The organism is Curtobacterium sp. HSID17257, from assembly GCF_003989515.1.
In the GTDB taxonomy this organism is placed as follows: domain Bacteria; phylum Actinomycetota; class Actinomycetes; order Actinomycetales; family Microbacteriaceae; genus Curtobacterium.
In genome coordinates, this window is record NZ_RBLU01000070.1 from 1 (window position 1) to 16,767 (window position 16,767).

Consider the following 16,767-nt stretch of genomic DNA (forward strand, 5'->3'; position numbering starts at 1 on the left):
CTCGGGCGCGGTGCCGGCCCCGGTGCCCGGCAGCGACGACGCCGGGCGCGGCCCGGACGCCGCGTGCATCCCCCGCGCGACCGCCCACGAGTAGGTCGCGTACGTCAGCCCGGCGAGGAGCGCACTGCCCAGCCCGAGCGGCAGCGACCCGCTGCCGGGCGCCTCGGACCGTGCGAGGGTGACGACGACCATGCCGACCACGCTCGCCAGGGTGGCGAGGACCCAGCGACCGGTCACGCGCCTGGCGTCCGCCACCCACTCGACCAGTCCGGCGAAGAGCGGCGACGACCCGATGGCCACCGTGGTGCCGAGCGCGACCCCCGCGTCGGCGAGCGCCGCGTAGAACGCGACCGCGTACACGACGAGCGAGACCGCGCCGAGCAGCACCCACCGCCGGGAACCGGGACCGGCGACGGCACGCACCGCGGAACGACCCGTCGTCGCGGCGAGCACGAGCCCGCCGAGGCCGAACGTCACCGCACCGAACACGACCGCCGGCACGCCGGGCGCGAAGTGGGTCGCGGTCCCCGTGGTCCCCCAGACGGCGGCGGCGACGAGGACCGCCAGCGGACCGCCCACCGGACGGGAGGCTCGCCCCACCGCCGCCGGGTCGGTCACGACACGTGGACCGTCGGCCGCCGGTGCACGTCCGGCTCCGCCTCGCGCAGGACCTCGCGCGTCACCGGGGCGACGTCACCGACCCCGGTGAAGACGAAGCGCAGGGCGTTCTGGATCGGGCTGCCCTCGTTCCACTCGAAGTAGATGCTCGGCACGACGCCCGCGATGTCCCGCACGGCGAGCAGCGTCGACGCGATGGTGTTCGGCACGTTGCCCGACCGGACGCGCAGCACCCGGTGCCCCTGCACGACGTGCCCCTCGACGACCAGGTCCTCCTCGAAGTCGGACGAGTCGGCGGGCAGCACCTCGAGGAACATCGTCGGCACGCGTGCCGGGATCCCGGAGTCGCGGCGTTCCTCGCGCCCCTTCGACCGGTACGCCTCGGCGGTCCCGGCGCCCGGCTCGTTCGCGATGATGCAGATCGAGCTGAACTGGTCGGCGTCCGCCTCGATGAACTGCCGGGCGGTCGCGTCCAACTCGATCGACGACGCCCGGAGCTCGAACGAGCGCCGCACGCGGGACACCAGCGACACGACGACGATGGCGATGATGAACACCGCGGCGATGCGGACGCCGTCCGGACGTTCGATGACGTTCGCGACCGTCGTGTAGACGAACACGACCGCGATGATCCCGAACCCGATCGTGCGCTTCTTCTGCTGCTTCCGTCGCGCCGACAGCGTCACCGCGACCGCCGCACTCGTGATGAGCACGAGGACACCCGTGGCGTACGCGCCGCCCTGCGCGTCGACGTTCGCCTCGAAGATGATCGTGATGGCGAACGCGATCAGCGTGAAGATGATCACGAGCGGACGCGTCGCCCGTGCCCACTGCGGCGCCATGCCGTAGCGGGGCAGGAAGCGCGGCACGAGGTTGAGCAGACCGGCCATCGCGCTCGCACCCGCGAACCACAGGATCGCCACGGTCGAGACGTCGTACACGGACCCGAAGACGTTGCCGAGGTACTCGTGCGCCAGGAACGCCAGCGCGCGGCCGTTCGCCCCGCCGCCCGGCTGGAACTCCTGCTGCGGGATGAGGAAGGTCGTGGCGATCGAGGACGTGATGAGGAACGTGCTCATGATGATCGCGGCGGTCGTCAGCAGGCGCTTCGTGCCGCGGATGCGCCCCTCCGGACGGCCGTTCGGGTCGTCGCCGGCGTCACCCCGCACCTGCGGCATCACCGCGACGCCCGTCTCGAACCCGGACAGGCCGAGCGCGAGCTTCGGGAACACGACCAGCGCGATCCCGATCATGACGAGCGGGTTGCTGTGCTGCGCCGTGAGGTTCGACCACCAGTCGCTCGCGACGACCGGGCGCTCGAACACGTGCCACAGCGCCACCACGACGACGACCGCGTTGAGCAGGAGGAACACCGCGACGAGCCCGACCGCGATGCCGATCGCCTCCTTGAAGCCGCGGAGGAACACGATGCCGAGCAGGAGCAGCAGCACGAGCGTGATCGGCACCGGGATCTCGGTGAACCAGTGCGGCGTGAACGGGTTCTCGGCGATGTGTGCGGTGGCGTCGGCCGCCGAGAGCGTCATCGTGATCATGAAGTCGGTCACGGCGAACCCGAGCAGCACGAGCACGAAGAGCTTGCCGGCCCACCAGGGCAGCAGCTTCTCGAGCATCATGATCGAGCCCGCGCCCCTGAAGCTGTCCGACGCCACCCGCCGGTACACGGGCAGGGCGCCGAACAGGGTCACGAGCACGAGCACGATCGTCGCGATCGGCGACAGCAACCCCGCGGCGAGCGCCGCGATGGCGGGCTGGTAGCCGAGCGTCGAGAAGTAGTCGACACCGGTCAGGCACATCACCCGCCACCACGAGTGGGTCTTCTCGACCTCGACCTGGTGGGGGCCCTGGTGCGAGGCGCCCTGGTCGGCTCCGTGCAGCATCCAGCGGCGCAGTCGCACGCTGCGGTCGGAGGGTCGCCCGGTGGCGCCGCCCTGGGCGGCACGCTCGGCTTCGGTCGCGGTCACGAGAGTCGATCGTAAGCGGTCCCGGTGACCCTCGGGGACCCCTCGTGCGGGACCGTGGATCGGACTCAGCCCGCGCTGATCCTGGTGTACTTCCGGACGGCCAGCGGCACGAACACCACGAGCATCACCGCGATCCCGACCAGGACGGTCGCGACGGGGTGCTGCATCGTCCAGACGTCGGGCACCGGCGCGGTCCCGGCGTTGCCGAACAGCTCCCGTGCGGCCTGCACGAGCGACGACACCGGGTTCCACTCGGCGAACACCCGCAGCACCAGCGGCATCGTCTCGCTGGGCACGAACGCGTTCGAGATGAAGGTCAGCGGGAACAGCACCATGAAGGACGCGTTGTTGATGACCTCCGGCGTCCGGACGCTCATCCCGAGCAGCGCCATCACCCAGCTGAACGCGTAGCTGAACAGCAGGAGCAGCCCGACCCCGGCGAGGAACTCGTGCGGCGCCGACCCGACCCGCCAGCCGACCGCGAGCCCGGTCAGCATCATGATCACCATCGAGATCGCGTTGAGCACCAGGTCCGAGTTCGTCCGACCCACCAGCACCGCCGACGCCGACATCGGAAGCGTCCGGAACCGGTCGATCAGCCCCTCCTTGAGGTCCTGCGCCATCGCCGACCCCGAGAAGGTCGCCCCGAACACGACCGTCTGCGCGAAGATGCCCGCCATGAGGAACTGCGTGTAGTCCGTTCCCCGCACCTGGATGGCTCCGCCGTACACCTGGCTGAAGAGCAGCACGAACATGATCGGCTGCAGCACCGCGAACACGAGCATGTCCGGCGAGCGCTTGATCTTCGTCAGGTTCCGCCACGTGACGGTCCAGCCGTCCTCGAACCAGATCGCGACGGGCGACGTCACGACCACCGGCAGCTGCTGCCGCGGTGCGCCGACGGCGGTCACCGGACACGCTCCGGCGTGCTGTCGGTCGCGTCGCCGGCGGCCGGCACCGTGTCACGTCGACCCGGCCGGGAGGCACGGCCCGCGCCCGCCCCGCCGCCACCGTCCGGCGCGTCCCCGTCCTCCGCCGTGGCGGCGTGACCCGTGAGGCGCAGGAAGACGTCGTCGAGCGTCGGCCGGCGCATGCCGGCGTCGTGCAGCCGGATGCCCGCCTCACCGAGGTCGGCGAGCACCCGCTGGAGCGCCTGCGGTCCGGCCTCGACCGCGATGCCGGAGGTCCGCCCGTCGGCCGAGGTCTCCACGTCACCGACGCCGTGGCGACGCAGGGCGGTGACCACGGCCTCCCGGTCGTCCCCGTCGACCAGGGTGACGACCACCCGGTGGCCGCCCACCTGGGCCTTGAGCTGGTCGGCGGTGCCCTCGGCGATCACCCGTCCGTCGTCGATCACGGCGATGTCGTCCGCGAGCTGGTCGGCCTCCTCCAGGTACTGCGTCGTGAGGAGCACGGTGGCGCCGTCGCCGACCAGGCCCTCGATGATCCCCCAGAGCGCGAGCCGGCTCCGGGGGTCGAGGCCGGTCGTCGGCTCGTCGAGGAACAGCACCCGCGGGTTCGTCACGAGTGCGCCGGCGAGGTCGATGCGGCGGCGCATCCCGCCGGAGAAGCCCTTCACCGGGCGGTCACCGGCCTCGGACAGGTCGAACACCTCGATGAGCTCGCGGGCCCGCTGCCGCGCCGCCCGTCGTCCGAGGTGGTACAACCGGCCGATCATCTCGAGGTTCTCGGCCCCGGTCAGGTTCTCGTCGACCGCGGCGTACTGCCCCGAGACACCGATGGACCGCCGGGTCGCCTGCGGGTCGGCGACCACGTCGATGCCGTCGATCGTCGCCCGACCGGAGTCCGGGGTGACGAGCGTCGTGAGGACCTTGACGGTCGTGGTCTTGCCCGCGCCGTTCGGCCCGAGGAGCGCCGTGACGGTGCCCTCGGGGACGGCGAGGTCGAGCCCGGCCAGTGCGTGCACCGGGCCCGAGCGCGATCGGTAGGTCTTGGTCAGCCCGGAGGCCTCGATGATGGCCATGTCGCTCCCTCGTCGGCCACGTCGGTGTGGTGTGGGGTCGGCGGGAGCGACGCCGTCAGTCAGACGTCGAAGTCACCGCCGAAGTCGCCGAAGCCGCCGCCGCCGAAGTCACCACCGCCGTCGTCCCAGCCCGCGTTCTCGTACCCGCCGCCGTCGGACGCGCCCGCATCGGACGCCCCGCCGTCACCGGAGTCGGCACCAGTGTCCTCCGAACCACCGTCGCCCGCAGCATCGGTACCGCCGTCGAACGATCCGGCGTCGGGCAGGAAGGCGCTCATGATCGCTGAACCGATGACGTAGCCGGCCACCGTGCCGAGGATCGACGCACCGATCATCCGGCCGAACGAGGGACCACCGCGCTGCCCCATCGCACCGGCACCACCGTTCATCCCGCCGAGCGAGCGCTCCATGAAGCCGGGCTGCCGGATCTCCGACCGGGTCGCCGCCTGGGCCAGGGACCGCGGGTCGTCGCCGCGGGGTGCCTCGCCGTCGGGAGCGCTGCGGGTGAACTCGTCGTAGACCATCCGGCGCTGCTCGGGCGTCAGGGTCGCGAACGCCTCGGCGTGGACCTCCTCGATGCGCTCGGGCGGAGCCGTGCGGAGCAGGTAGCGGTAGCGCTCGACGGCACGCTGGTCCTCTGCGGACGAGGCGTCCTGCTGGCCGCCGGGCTGCTGTGCACCCGGTCCGCCCGGCTGCTGTCCGCCCCACTGCGGCGTGCCGTACTGGCCCTGCGGGGTGCCGTACTGCTGCCCCTGCTGGACGGGCGGCACCTGGTACGACTGCTGCCCGTACCGGTAGCCCTGCTGGGTCGGCTGCTGCGGCTGCTGTTGCTGCGGCTGGCCCCACCCGCCCTGCTGGTCGCGGTCGCGATCAGGACGGCCGAGCAGTCGGTCGAGGAATCCCATGTCGTTGCTCCTTCGGTGCGGTCCGTCCCGGTCGGGAGCGTCCGTCGACACCAACCTAGGCAGCGCCGACGACCACTGGCTGTACGGCTGCACAGAAGCAGCCGAGAGCGGTGTCAGCGCGCGCCGAGAGCCGTCGACCAGATCGCGAAGAGCTCGTCGGCCGTACCCGGGTGCGCGACGAGGAAGGGCTGCCCTGCCCGCGGGAAGCCGACCGCGGGGCCGTCGAGGGTGAGGACCACTCCCCCGGCCTCGTGCACGAGCAGCACCGCCGCGCCGTGGTCCACCGGATCGAACGACGGGACGCAGCCGCCGACCCCGCGACCGGCGGCGACCTGCGCGACCGTCAACGTGCTGGAACCCATCACGCGCACGGCGCAGGCGCGGTCCGCCAGCGCGGCCACGAGCCTCCCGGCCCCGTCCCGCGCCCCCGGTCTACCGAACTCGACGCCGACGACGGACCCGGCGAGCGCCCGAGGCGTGTCGTCGAGGTGCAGCGGTGTGTCGCGGAGCACCGCACCCCGGCCGCGCCGGGCCTCGAGGACCTCGCCGCGCCACGGGTCGGCCACGACCCCGACGAGGGGCTGCCCGCCGCGGGTCAGGCACAGCGACATCGCCGTCCAGGGCACCCCGTTGACCAGGTTCGTCGTGCCGTCGACCGGGTCGAGGTACCAGTGGTGCCGGTCGCCCGGTGCCGTGCCGTACTCCTCGCCCGTGAACCCGTGCGTGGGGAAGGCCGCACGGACGCGGGCACGGACGAGTCGCTCGACCGCACGGTCGACGTCGGTGACCGGACCGCCGACGCCGCGCTTCGTCCCGACCTGGCCGACCGGGTGCTCGCGGGTGAAGGCGATCACCTCGTGCGCGATGCGGTGGGCGAGCGCCTGGGCACGCGTGCCGACCTCCTCCTCGGTGGGTTCGCGCTCGGGCAGTGCCCAGCCGTCGCGCTCGCCGCCGGCCAGCACGGCCCGGGCGGACGCGACGTCGTCGGTGGCCACGAGGTCCGCTCCGGTGCGCGCCGCCCAGCGGACGGGCTCGGGCTCGTCGACGGTCCGCACGGCGACCGCGACGCCGAGGTCGTGCGCGGCGGCGACCGTGTCCGGCGTGAGGAACACGTCATCGAGCACCAGGGTCGACGGTCGGAGCTCCGCCGTGTCCTCGGCGGTCGGGACGTCGAGCGACTCCCACGGGAGCCACGTGTCGGCGCTCGGCAGTGCTGCACGGACCGCGGCGAGCACCGGGGGCGTCCCCGTCCACGCGACCACGGTGTCCCAGGTGGACGCCGCGACCGTCCTCGTCGCGACCAGGGCGTCGGCGGGGTCGACGACGTGGAGCAGGAGGGCGGCCCGGCAGCCGTCGAGCCGTTCCAGCACGGCGTCCAGGCGCGGGATGCGGTCGAGCCCGTTCCCGAGCCGGGCGACCTCGCACCACGAGACGTCGGCGACGCGGCGCGGGTCGCCCCAGAGCCGACCGAGGGTCTCGTCGAGCAGCAGGACCGCGACGCCGTCGGCCGTCCGGCGGACGTCGACCTCGACCACGTCGGCGCCGAGGGCCTCGGCGACGGCGATGGACGGCAGGGTGTCCTCGCGTCGGACCCGGGGCGCGCCACGACGCGCGACGAGACGCGGGAGGGTCCTCGCTGCGCGGCCGTCGTGGTCCGGGCCGACGGTGGCGTGGTCGAGCGTCGTCATCCCGGCATGCTCCCGGCCGCGGGTGGCGGGTGGGTGACCGGCGGGTGAACGGACGCGGTGGTGGAGCGGAGTCCGGTCCAGCGCTCAGGCGCGACCGCGGCCCCGGCGTCCGGCACGGAGGACGAGTCCGACGACCAGACGCCACCCCAGCAGGAAGACCGCCAGGACGATCGTCGCCACGATCACGAACGACAGCGGCAACGGATCGCCCGCGACGTCGCCCTGCCCGGTCAGCACCCGGAGCAGCATGCCGATCGCGACCGTCGCCACCCAGACGACCACACCGGTCGGCCACAGCCGGAGCGGGTGCCGCCAGCCGCGCACGACCAGGTAGCCGACCAGCCAGCCCGCCAGGAACGGGTACGCCGTGGTCCAGGTCCCGGCGAACGTCGTCGCCTCGGCGTGCGAGGACCGCCCGATGAGCGCGAACACGACGATGAGGACGATGTCGACGACGGCTGCGAGCCAGCCCCAGGTGCGAGTCACCCGTCCATTGTCCCGCGGCCGGACCACCGCGGGAGACACGTGCACGGTCGCTGGTCCGCCGTCGCTGCGTCGGAGCGTTTCGGCGTCACGGAGTCGCGGCGCCGCGCCGCCGCGGAGTCCCGGCGTCGTGCCCCGCGGTCAGAAGAGCCCGGGGCGCCCAGTACCCTCCGGTCCGTCGAACCCGCGGAACATGTCGGTGACCAGCGCTGCGATCTGCGGTTCCACGAGGCGCTCGACGGCCTCGGCGATGCGTGGACGGTGCTCGACGAGGGCCAGGCACACGGCCGTCCCCGTCGCGCGCGCGCACTCGTCCGACAGGGCGATCTCGTGCCGGAGTGCTGCCTTCGCCTCGTCGGACAGCGGCTCGCGCGGCGTCTGCTCCCCCGCCCCCGTGCCCGTCATCTCGTCGAGGGTGAAGAGGAACGGTTCCCCCGGCGAGGGCTCCGGGTCCACGTCGAGCCCCTGGAACTCCGGCGAGAGGCCCTCGGTCGGCTGGTACCCCGCGTGCCGCTTCCTCGCCGCTGCCCGTTCGAGCTCGCGCTGCAGCAGCGGGAGGTTCTTCGCGGTGTACTCGTCGACGGCGTCCTCGACGATGGTCGAGATCCGACCGATCAACGCGTGCTGGACGGCGTGCGGCACGTCCGGCCCGAAGCCCGCGGCCGAGGCGATCGGTGACCCGGTGCACTTCCGGCAGATGCGCGTCCGGGGCCGTGCGGTCCCGATCTGCCACCGCGGCAGCCAGCGCAACCACACGTCGACCGCGCTCCGTACGCGACCGTCGATGCCGTCCATCCCTCAACAGTAGGCCGCGGGGCGCGGTAGCCCCCGGAGCACACCCGAGCGGGCGGAAACGCACCGTGCGCGCCGAAGGGCCCGCGGGTTCCGCCCGCTCGCGTGAACCCGCGCGCGGGGCATCGTCGCAGCACAAGGCGCGAACGGGCGGGAACGGGAACGGGAGCCCACGCGGAGGCGCGGGTTCCGCCCGCCCGGCAACCCAGCGCCCGACATCGACCAGGCACAGTGCGCGAACGGGCGGAAGCGGAAACGGGACCGCCCCCGGAGGCGCGGATTCCGCCCGCCCGGCACCCCGCGCCCGGCATCCCCCCACCCAGGAACGCGAACGGGCGGAAACGGGAACGGGAGTGCCCCCGGAAGCGCGGATTCCGCCCGCCCGGCAACCCAGCGCCCGACATCGAGCAGGCACAGCGCGCGAACGGGCGGAAACGGGAACGGGACCGCCCACGGAGGCGCGGATTTCGCCCGTTCGGGGACGGGACGGGACGGGGCCGGGAACGGGAACGCGGACGCCGACGGCCGGGAGGCACGGGGCGCCTCCGCCGCGGAGGGGACGTCGGCGGGTGGCGGGTCAGGCCCTCGGCTCGGTCACGAAGTCGATGAGCTCCTCGACACGTCCGAGCAGCTGCGGCTCCAGGTCGGCGAAGGTCCGGACCTGCCCGAGGATCCGCTGCCACGCACGGGCGATGTCGGCCTGCTCCTCGGCGGGCCACCCGAGGTGCTGGCAGATGCCCTTCTTCCACTCGACGGACCGCGGGATCGTCGGCCACGCCTCGAGCCCGAGCCGCGACGGCTTCACCGACTGCCAGACGTCGACGAACGGGTGCCCGACGACGAGGACGTGCGCGCCCCACTTCCCGCGCATCACGGCGTCGGCGAAGCGGGACTCCTTCGACCCCGGCACGAGGTGGTCGACCAGGACACCGACGCGACGCTCGCGGGTCGGGCGGAACTCCTCGAGGACGTCCGCCAGGTTGTCGACGCCGGAGAGCTCCTCGACGACGACGCCCTCGACGCGCAGGTCGGTTCCCCAGACCTTCTCCACGAGCTCGGCGTCGTGCTTGCCCTCGACCATGATCCGGGAGGGCAGCGCCACGCGTGCCCGCTGCTGCTCGACGGCGAACGAACCGGACGCGGTGCGGAGCCGGCCACCGTCGGAGGCGTGCCGGACCGCCGGGGCCGCTGCGGGCCTCCCGGCCGTCCCGACGGAGCGTGCGGGCGGCGCGGCCGCCGCGGACCGGCCCACCGGAGCCTGCGGACGGCCGAGGGTGACGAGTTCGCCCTCGAGCAGGAACTGTCCGGTGAAGGGAAAGGCGCGGGTGCGACCCTTCCAGTCCTCCAGGGAGACGTTGCCCGCCTCGAGCCCGACGACGGCGCCCGCCCACCCGGAGTCCGGGTCCTCGAGCACCATGTCGCGTTCGAGCGGCACCTGCCGCACCTTCTTGACGCCCTTCGAGCGCCAGTCGCCCGAGAGCACGTCACTGCCGTAGCGGTCGTCGTCCACCCGGGAAGCGTAGTGTCGACGGGTCCCGCAACGGCGCCGGCACCCTGGCGCGTCACGGTACGCGCCGCGTCCACCCCCACGATCGGAAGGCCACCCCGTGCGCGCAACCGTCATCCACGCCCCCCGAGACATCCGCGTCGAGGAGCGCGACACCCCCACCGTCATCGAGCCCAGCGACGCCGTCGTCAAGGTGACCGCGTCCTGCGTCTGCGGCTCCGACCTCTGGCCCTACCGCGGCGTCCGCGGGACCGAGCAGGCCCACACGATCGGACACGAGTTCGTCGGCGTCGTCGAGTCCGTCGGTGCCGACGTCACCGACCTCGCTGCGGGCGACTTCGTCATCGCGCCGTTCACGACGAACGACGGCACCTGCCAGGCGTGCACGCACGGCATGACGAGCGGCTGCGAGCACAGCTCGATCTTCGGCGGTACGACCGACGCCTACGGCCACCCCATCGGCGGCGCCCAGTCCGAGTACGTGCGCGTGCCCGACGCGGCGGCGACGCTCGTGAAGGTCCCCGGCCCGGTGGACGACGACCTCGTGCCCTCGCTCCTCACGCTGTCCGACGTGTTCTCGACCGGGCACCACGCTGCGGTGTCGGCCGAGGTCGGCCCCGGCAAGACCGTCGTGGTCGTCGGCGACGGCGCGGTCGGCCTGTCCGCGGTGCTCGCGGCGTCGCGGCTGGGTGCCGAGCGCATCATCGCGATGAGCCGGCACGCCGACCGTCAGGCGCTGGCGCGGGAGTTCGGCGCGACGGACATCGTCGAGACCCGCGGTGACCAGGGCATCGCCGCCGTGCGCGAGCTGCTCGGCGGGGAGCTCGCCGACTGCGCCCTCGAGGCCGTCGGCACCGCGGAGAGCATGGACCAGGCGCTGCGGGTCGTCCGTCCCGGCGGCAACGTCGGCTACGTCGGTGTCCCCGCCGGCGACCCGGAGCTGCCGATGCCGTTCCTGTTCGCGAAGAACATCACGGTCGGCGGCGGCATGGCCCCGGCCCGCGCGTACATCGAGGAGCTGCTGCCGGACGTGCTGTCGCGGACGATCGAGCCGGGCAAGGTGTTCGACCTCGAGCTGCCCCTCGACCAGGCAGCCGAGGCGTACGCGGCGATGGACGAGCGACGCGCGATCAAGGTGCTGCTGCGTCCGTAGCGACGAGGGGCTCCGGGTCCGGGTCGGCGGCACACGCTGCCCACCCCGGACCCGGCACCCGGCAGCGCCCGTCAACGCCCGGCGAAGCCCGTCAGGCGTCCCGCACCGCGAGCACCCGGTGCGGTGCCGCCCGCTCGGCGGTCCACCCCGCCGGGAGCGCCTCCTGCAGCTCGGGGACCGTGAACGACCGGCGGATGGAGCGGAGTCCGTCCACCCGGACGAACGTGCCGGCGGACACGAGCGGCGACGCCAGCGCGTACGCCCGGTAGGCCTGCCGCGACCGTCGGATGTCGGAGTGCAGGCTCCGTCCGGTCGCCAGCTGCTCGGAGTCGGCCAGGAAGCCGGCCCGGGCGTCGTCGTCGAGGTGGTGCAGCACGTGGTTCGACACGACGACGTCGAACCGCTCGCCCGCCGCGACGAGGTCCGCGCTCGAGGCCTGCCGGAACGTCACGCCGCGCGCCGCGGACCGCCGTGCCGCGGTGATCGCCCGCTCGTCGGGGTCGACGCCGACGACCTCGAGCGAGAAGCCGTCGCTGCCGGCCCACCGCACGAGCGAACGGGCGAGGTCCCCGCCGCCGCACCCGAGGTCGAGCACGCGGGCGCGACCGCTCGGCGGCAGCGCCGGGACGACGTGCGTGCGCCAGACGGCACGCCAACCGCTCACCAGGGCGTTCACCACGGCGAACCGTCGGAAGGTCCGGTCGAGCACCCGCGGGTCGCAGCCCGGGTCGTCCATCAGCTCCTGGAGGTCCGTGTCCCGTTGCCGGAGGTCCACTGCACGGGATCCGGGCTCGCGCCCGTCGTCGGCGCCACGCGCGGACCAGGCCCGGTCGTTCACGCCTCGACCGCCGTCAGCCTCGCGCTCTCCACCGTCAGTCCGGGTCCGAACGCGACCGCCGCGACGGGAGACCCCGGTGCGATCCCTTGCTCGACGGCGTCCCGGAGCACGAACAGCACGGTCGCGCTCGACATGTTGCCGTGGTCCCGGAGGACGGCTCGACTCGACGCGACAGCGGTGTCGGGCAGCTCGAGGGCGTCCTGCGCCCGGTCGAGGATCGCACGCCCGCCCGGGTGCACCGCCCACACGGGCACGTCGGCGAAGATCTCCCCCTCGCCGAGGAGCGCGGTGACGGCAGCCGGCACGTGCACGCCGACGAGCTTCGGCACCGCGGTCGAGAGCACCATCTCGAAGCCCTCGTCGCCGATGTTCCAGGCCATCTCCGACGCACCCTCGGGCACCGTCGCCGTCGCGAAGCGCTCGATGCGCAGACCCGGCCCGCCGGCGGTCACGACGACCGCTGCGGCGCCGTCCCCGAACACGCTGTTGGCGACGATCTGGTCCGGGTCGTCCGACGCGCGGACGTGCAGGGTGCAGAGCTCCGCGCAGACGACGAGCACGACGGCGTCGGGGTCCGCTTCGGCGAAGGCCGCCGCGATCCGGAGCGCCGGGAACGCCGCGCAGCACCCCATGAAGCCGATGTGGTGGCGGAAGACCCCGGCGGGCAGTCCGAGCTGGTCGACGACGTCGATGTCCGGTCCGGGCTGCGTGAACCCCGTGCACGAGACGGTCACCAGGTGCGTGACGCGGTCCGGAGACACCCCGGCACGCTCGACCGCGTCCCGCGCGGCCGCGACGAAGAGCGCGGGGGCGAGGTCCCGGTAGCGGTCGTTGCGGGTGCCGGTGGACGGCGACACGAGCTCGCCGGAGTCCTGTCGGAACAGGCCTCCCGGCCGCGAGGCGTCGAGCTCCTCGATGACGGTGTGCCGGTGATCGACGGCGGAAGCGTCGAACGCGGCGGGGACGATCCGTGCCCCCAGCCGACCGAGGTCCGGCTGGCGGGCGAACAGGTCACGCACCGAACCCTGGTCGAGGGTGGTGTCGGGGACGGCGGTCCCGATGGCGCGGATCGTTGCGGTCACTCCTCATCCTGTCACCGGGTCGCTGACGTGTCCCCAGGTTGGCCCGGCCCTGGTCGCCGCCGGCGGACGGACGGGAGGCACGGTGCCAGCCGGCACCGTGCCTCCCGTCCGTCGCGTGCGGGCGCTACGCCTGCTGCGCGCGCTCCAGCACCAGCTCGCGGACGCGCGCCGCGTCGGCCTGGCCCTGCATGGCCTTCATGACGGCGCCGATGATGGCGCCGGCGGCCTGGACCTTGCCGTCCCGGATCTTGGCGAGGACGTCCGGCTGGGCGGCGAGTGCCTGGTCGACGGCGGCGGTCAGCGCGGAGTCGTCCGAGACGACCTTCAGCCCGCGGGCCTCGACGACCTGCGCCGGCGAGCCCTCGCCCGCGATGACGCCCTCGAGCACCTGGCGTGCCAGACGGTCGGTCAGGTCGCCGGACTCGACGAGCGCGATCGTCTCGGCGACGTGCTGCGGCGAGACGAGGTCGCCGGGGGTGGCGTCCTGCGCGTTCGCGACACGGCTGATCTCGCCCGTCCACCACTTGCGCGCGGCCTGCGGCGACGCGCCGGCGGCGACGGTGGCCTCGACCTCGTCGAGCAGTCCGCCGTTGACGACGTCCTGGAACTCGAGGTCGCTGAAGCCCCAGTCGCCCTTCAGACGGCGACGGCGGGAGACGGGCGCCTCGGGCAGGGACGCCCGGAGCTCCTCGACCACGGCGGGGTCCGGCACGACCGGCAGCAGGTCGGGCTCCGGGAAGTAGCGGTAGTCGTCGGCGTCGGACTTCGGTCGCCCGGCCGAGGTGCGACCGGTGTCCTCGTGCCAGTGCCGCGTCTCCTGCGTGATCGTCCCGCCCGCGGCGAGGATCGCGGCCTGGCGCTGGATCTCGTAGCGGATGGCACGCTCGACCGCGCGGAACGAGTTGACGTTCTTCGTCTCCGTCCGGGTACCGAGCTTCTCCTGGCCCCACGGACGCAGCGAGATGTTCGCGTCGCAGCGCAGGTTGCCGCGCTCCATGCGAGCCTCGGACACGCCGAGCGCACGGACGAGGTCACGGATGACCTGGACGTACGCGGCGCCGAGCTCGGGAGCGCGGTCCTTCGCGCCGAAGATCGGCTTCGTGACGATCTCGACGAGCGGGACGCCGGCGCGGTTGTAGTCGACGAGCGAGTACTCGGCGCCCTGGATGCGGCCGGTGGCGCCGCCGACGTGCGTCAGCTTGCCGGCGTCTTCCTCCATGTGGGCGCGCTCGATCGGCACCTGGAAGATCGTGCCGTCGGCGAGCTCGACCTCGACCTCGCCCTCGAACGCGATCGGCTCGTCGTACTGCGAGATCTGGTAGTTCTTCGGGTTGTCCGGGTAGTAGTAGTTCTTCCGGGCGAACCGCGAGCTCTCGGCGATCGAGCAGCCGAGTGCGAGCCCGAGCTGGATCGAGTAGCGCACGGCCTGCTCGTTCACGACCGGCAGCGACCCGGGAAGCCCGAGGTCGACCGGGGTCACGTTCGTGTTCGGCTCGCCACCGAAGAAGTTCGGGGCGTCCGAGAACATCTTGGTCTTCGTCGCGAGCTCGACGTGGACCTCGAAGCCGAGCACCGGCTCGAAGCGCTCGAGCGCCTCGTCGAAGTCCATCAGCGCGTCCTTCTGCGCCATCAGATCACACCTTCCTGCGCAGCGGACTGCTGAGACTGGTCGAGGTCCGGGATGCTGTCGATGAGCGGGCGGCCCCACTGCTGCTCGAGCAGGCGCTCGAGGGCGGCGCCGTACCGGTAGAGGCGGGCGTCCTCGCGCTGCGGAGCCATGAGCTGCACGCCGGTCGGCAGGGAGTCCTCGGGCGCGAGGCCGTTCGGGATGCTCATGCCGGGGACACCGGCGAGGTTCGCCGGGATCGTCGTGAGGTCGTTGAGGTACATCGACAGCGGGTCGTCGAGGCGCTCCCCGAGCGGGAAGGCCGTCGTCGGCGCCGACGGGCTGATGAGCAGGTCGACCTGGTCGAACGCCGCCGCGAAGTCACGCTGCACCAGGGTGCGGACCTTCTGCGCGGAGCCGTAGTAGGCGTCGTAGTACCCGGCGCTCAGTGCGTAGGTGCCGAGGATGATGCGGCGCTTCACCTCGGGGCCGAAACCGGCCTCGCGTGTGGCGGCCATGACGTCCTCGACGGTGGCACCGTTCTCGGGCGTCACCCGCAGGCCGAAGCGGACCGAGTCGAACTTCGCGAGGTTCGACGATGCCTCGGCCGGGAGGATCAGGTAGTACGCGCTGATGGCGTACGCGAACGACGGAGCGTCGATCTCGACCACCTCGGCGCCCGCCTGCTCGAGGATCGCGACCGTCTCGCGGAAGCGCTGCGTGACGCCGGCCTGGAAGCCCTCGCCCCCCGCGAGCTCCTTGACGATGCCGACCTTGAGCCCACGCAGCGTGTCGGCCTGCAGGCCCTCGCGCGCGGCGGCGGCCATCGACGGCCAGGCGTCCGGGATCGACGTGGAGTCCTTCGGGTCGTGCCCGCCGATGACGTCGTGCAGCAGCGCGGCGTCGAGGACCGTGCGGGACACCGGGCCGATCTGGTCGAGCGACGACGCCAGTGCGATCGCGCCGTACCGGCTGACCCCGCCGTACGTCGGCTTCACGCCGACCGTGCCCGTGACGGCACCGGGCTGACGGATCGAGCCACCGGTGTCGGAGCCGAGGGCGAAGGGTGCCTCGTGCGCGGCGACGGCTGCTGCCGAACCACCGCCGGACCCGCCGGGGATCCGGTCGAGGTCCCACGGGTTGCGCGTCGGGCCGTACGCCGAGAACTCGGTCGTCGAGCCCATCGCGAACTCGTCCATGTTGGTCTTGCCGAGCGGCACGAGGCCGGCGGCGCGGAGCTTCGCGACCGGGGTGGCGTCGTAGGGCGGCCGCCAGCCCTCGAGGATCTTCGACCCCGAGGTGGTCGGCATGTCCTGCGTGCACAGGACGTCCTTGATCGCGATCGGCACACCGGCGAGTGCACCGAGGTCGTCGCCCGCGGCGCGGCGCGAGTCGATCGACCGCGCCGCCGCGAGGGCGTTCTCGTTGACGTGCAGGAACGCGTGCACGTCGCCGTCGACCGCTGCGATCCGGTCGAGGTGGGCCTGGGTGGCCTCGACGCTCGAGACGTCGCGCGCCACGAGGGCGTCGGCGAGGGCGGCCGCGCTGAGGCGGGTGAGGTCGTCGGTCACTGTTCTTCTCCCAGGATGGCCGTCACGCGGAACCGTTCGCCGTCGGAGTCGGGCGCACCGGAGAGCGCCTGCTCCTGTGTCAGCGTCTGCCCCACCACGTCGGGTCGGGTGACGTTGCCGAGCGGCACCGGGTGGCTCGTCGCCGGGACGTCGTCGGTCGCGACCTCGGCGACCTTGGCGACGCTCTCGACGATGTGCGACAGCTCCCCGGTCAGCTTCTCGATCTCGTCGGGCGTGAGTGCGATACGTGCGAGGTTCGCCAGGTGGGCGACCTGCTCGCTCGTGATGTCAGGCATGGTGCTCCGTCGATCGGTTCGTGGAATGCGCACCAGTCTATTGGCCGCGTCCGGCGGCGGCACCACGGTGACCGGGGCTGTGGAGAACCGGTACGGAGGCCCGGTGCCGGTCCGGCGGACCGGCACCGGGCCTCCAGACCGTCGCGTCCTCGCCGCCGCCTACCCGTGCGACGGTGGCTGCTGGGCCGTCCCGCCGGTTCCGGTTCCCGGGGCGCCGCCGGACGTGCCCGTCCCGGTCGACGTCGCGCCGGCAGCCGCGCCC

Annotated in this window: 15 protein-coding genes; 1 reads left to right on the plus strand and 14 read right to left on the minus strand. The window is 73.1% G+C overall.

What is annotated here, in order from left to right; all coding sequences use genetic code 11:
* From D8M35_RS11135 to D8M35_RS11175, 9 genes are all read right to left on the minus strand, one after another.
* A partial coding sequence (locus D8M35_RS11135) for a DMT family transporter (RefSeq protein ID WP_148113361.1) occupies nucleotides 1–618 on the minus strand: 618 nt, incomplete at its 3' end.
* Complete coding sequence (locus tag D8M35_RS11140) at nucleotides 615–2,516, minus strand: amino acid transporter (RefSeq protein ID WP_238638199.1); 1,902 nt, start codon at nucleotides 2,514–2,516, stop codon at nucleotides 615–617. The genes D8M35_RS11140 and D8M35_RS11135, both read right to left, overlap by 4 nt.
* Before the next feature lie 149 nt (nucleotides 2,517–2,665).
* Complete coding sequence (locus D8M35_RS11145) at nucleotides 2,666–3,511, minus strand: ABC transporter permease (protein ID WP_126891923.1); 846 nt, start codon at nucleotides 3,509–3,511, stop codon at nucleotides 2,666–2,668.
* Nucleotides 3,508–4,584 carry an ATP-binding cassette domain-containing protein gene (locus tag D8M35_RS11150; RefSeq protein WP_126891924.1) on the minus strand — a complete coding sequence of 359 codons (1,077 nt, stop codon included), beginning with the start codon at nucleotides 4,582–4,584 and terminating at the stop codon, nucleotides 3,508–3,510. Before D8M35_RS11150 ends, D8M35_RS11145 begins: the two co-directional genes overlap by 4 nt.
* 59 nt (nucleotides 4,585–4,643) lie before the next feature.
* Nucleotides 4,644–5,489 (minus strand): hypothetical protein, encoded by an 846-nt coding sequence (locus tag D8M35_RS17060; protein ID WP_238638197.1) that lies wholly within the window; start codon nucleotides 5,487–5,489, stop codon nucleotides 4,644–4,646.
* 113 nt (nucleotides 5,490–5,602) lie between these two features.
* Nucleotides 5,603–7,177 carry an inositol monophosphatase family protein gene (locus D8M35_RS11160; protein ID WP_126891925.1) on the minus strand — a complete coding sequence of 525 codons (1,575 nt, stop codon included), beginning with the start codon at nucleotides 7,175–7,177 and terminating at the stop codon, nucleotides 5,603–5,605.
* A gap of 84 nt (nucleotides 7,178–7,261) precedes the next feature.
* Nucleotides 7,262–7,663 (minus strand): DUF3054 domain-containing protein, encoded by a 402-nt coding sequence (locus D8M35_RS11165; RefSeq protein WP_126891926.1) that lies wholly within the window; start codon nucleotides 7,661–7,663, stop codon nucleotides 7,262–7,264.
* Nucleotides 7,664–7,801: 138 nt separating this feature from the next.
* Nucleotides 7,802–8,455: a spermidine/putrescine ABC transporter substrate-binding protein gene (locus D8M35_RS11170; protein ID WP_126891927.1), complete on the minus strand. Its 654-nt coding sequence runs from the start codon at nucleotides 8,453–8,455 to the stop codon at nucleotides 7,802–7,804.
* A gap of 574 nt (nucleotides 8,456–9,029) precedes the next feature.
* The gene (locus tag D8M35_RS11175; protein ID WP_238638198.1) at nucleotides 9,030–9,962 is read right to left on the minus strand and encodes a DUF3097 domain-containing protein; all 933 of its coding nucleotides are present in this window, start codon (nucleotides 9,960–9,962) and stop codon (nucleotides 9,030–9,032) included.
* A 97-nt stretch (nucleotides 9,963–10,059) separates the two neighbouring features.
* On the opposite strand from D8M35_RS11175, the gene D8M35_RS11180 reads away from it, so the two are divergent.
* A complete protein-coding gene (locus D8M35_RS11180; RefSeq protein ID WP_126891929.1) occupies nucleotides 10,060–11,112 on the plus strand; it encodes a zinc-dependent alcohol dehydrogenase family protein in 1,053 nt (350 codons plus the stop codon).
* 91 nt (nucleotides 11,113–11,203) lie between these two features.
* Here the strand turns inward: D8M35_RS11180 and D8M35_RS11185 are convergent, their stop codons facing one another.
* The 5 genes from D8M35_RS11185 to gatC all read right to left on the minus strand — a co-directional run bounded on the left by D8M35_RS11185 (nucleotide 11,204) and on the right by gatC (nucleotide 16,505).
* On the minus strand, nucleotides 11,204–11,887 hold the full coding sequence (locus D8M35_RS11185) for a methyltransferase domain-containing protein (RefSeq protein WP_126891930.1): 684 nt from the start codon (nucleotides 11,885–11,887) through the stop codon (nucleotides 11,204–11,206).
* A 59-nt stretch (nucleotides 11,888–11,946) separates the two neighbouring features.
* Nucleotides 11,947–13,032 carry a type III polyketide synthase gene (locus D8M35_RS11190; RefSeq protein ID WP_126891931.1) on the minus strand — a complete coding sequence of 362 codons (1,086 nt, stop codon included), beginning with the start codon at nucleotides 13,030–13,032 and terminating at the stop codon, nucleotides 11,947–11,949.
* 124 nt (nucleotides 13,033–13,156) lie between these two features.
* On the minus strand, nucleotides 13,157–14,662 hold the full coding sequence (gatB, locus tag D8M35_RS11195) for an Asp-tRNA(Asn)/Glu-tRNA(Gln) amidotransferase subunit GatB (RefSeq protein ID WP_126891932.1): 1,506 nt from the start codon (nucleotides 14,660–14,662) through the stop codon (nucleotides 13,157–13,159).
* Complete coding sequence (gatA, locus tag D8M35_RS11200) at nucleotides 14,662–16,209, minus strand: Asp-tRNA(Asn)/Glu-tRNA(Gln) amidotransferase subunit GatA (protein ID WP_126891933.1); 1,548 nt, start codon at nucleotides 16,207–16,209, stop codon at nucleotides 14,662–14,664. The genes gatB and gatA overlap by 1 nt, the downstream gene beginning before the upstream one ends.
* Nucleotides 16,206–16,505: an Asp-tRNA(Asn)/Glu-tRNA(Gln) amidotransferase subunit GatC gene (gene gatC, locus D8M35_RS11205; protein WP_058728900.1), complete on the minus strand. Its 300-nt coding sequence runs from the start codon at nucleotides 16,503–16,505 to the stop codon at nucleotides 16,206–16,208. The genes gatA and gatC overlap by 4 nt, the downstream gene beginning before the upstream one ends.
* Nucleotides 16,506–16,767 lie beyond the last annotated feature (262 nt).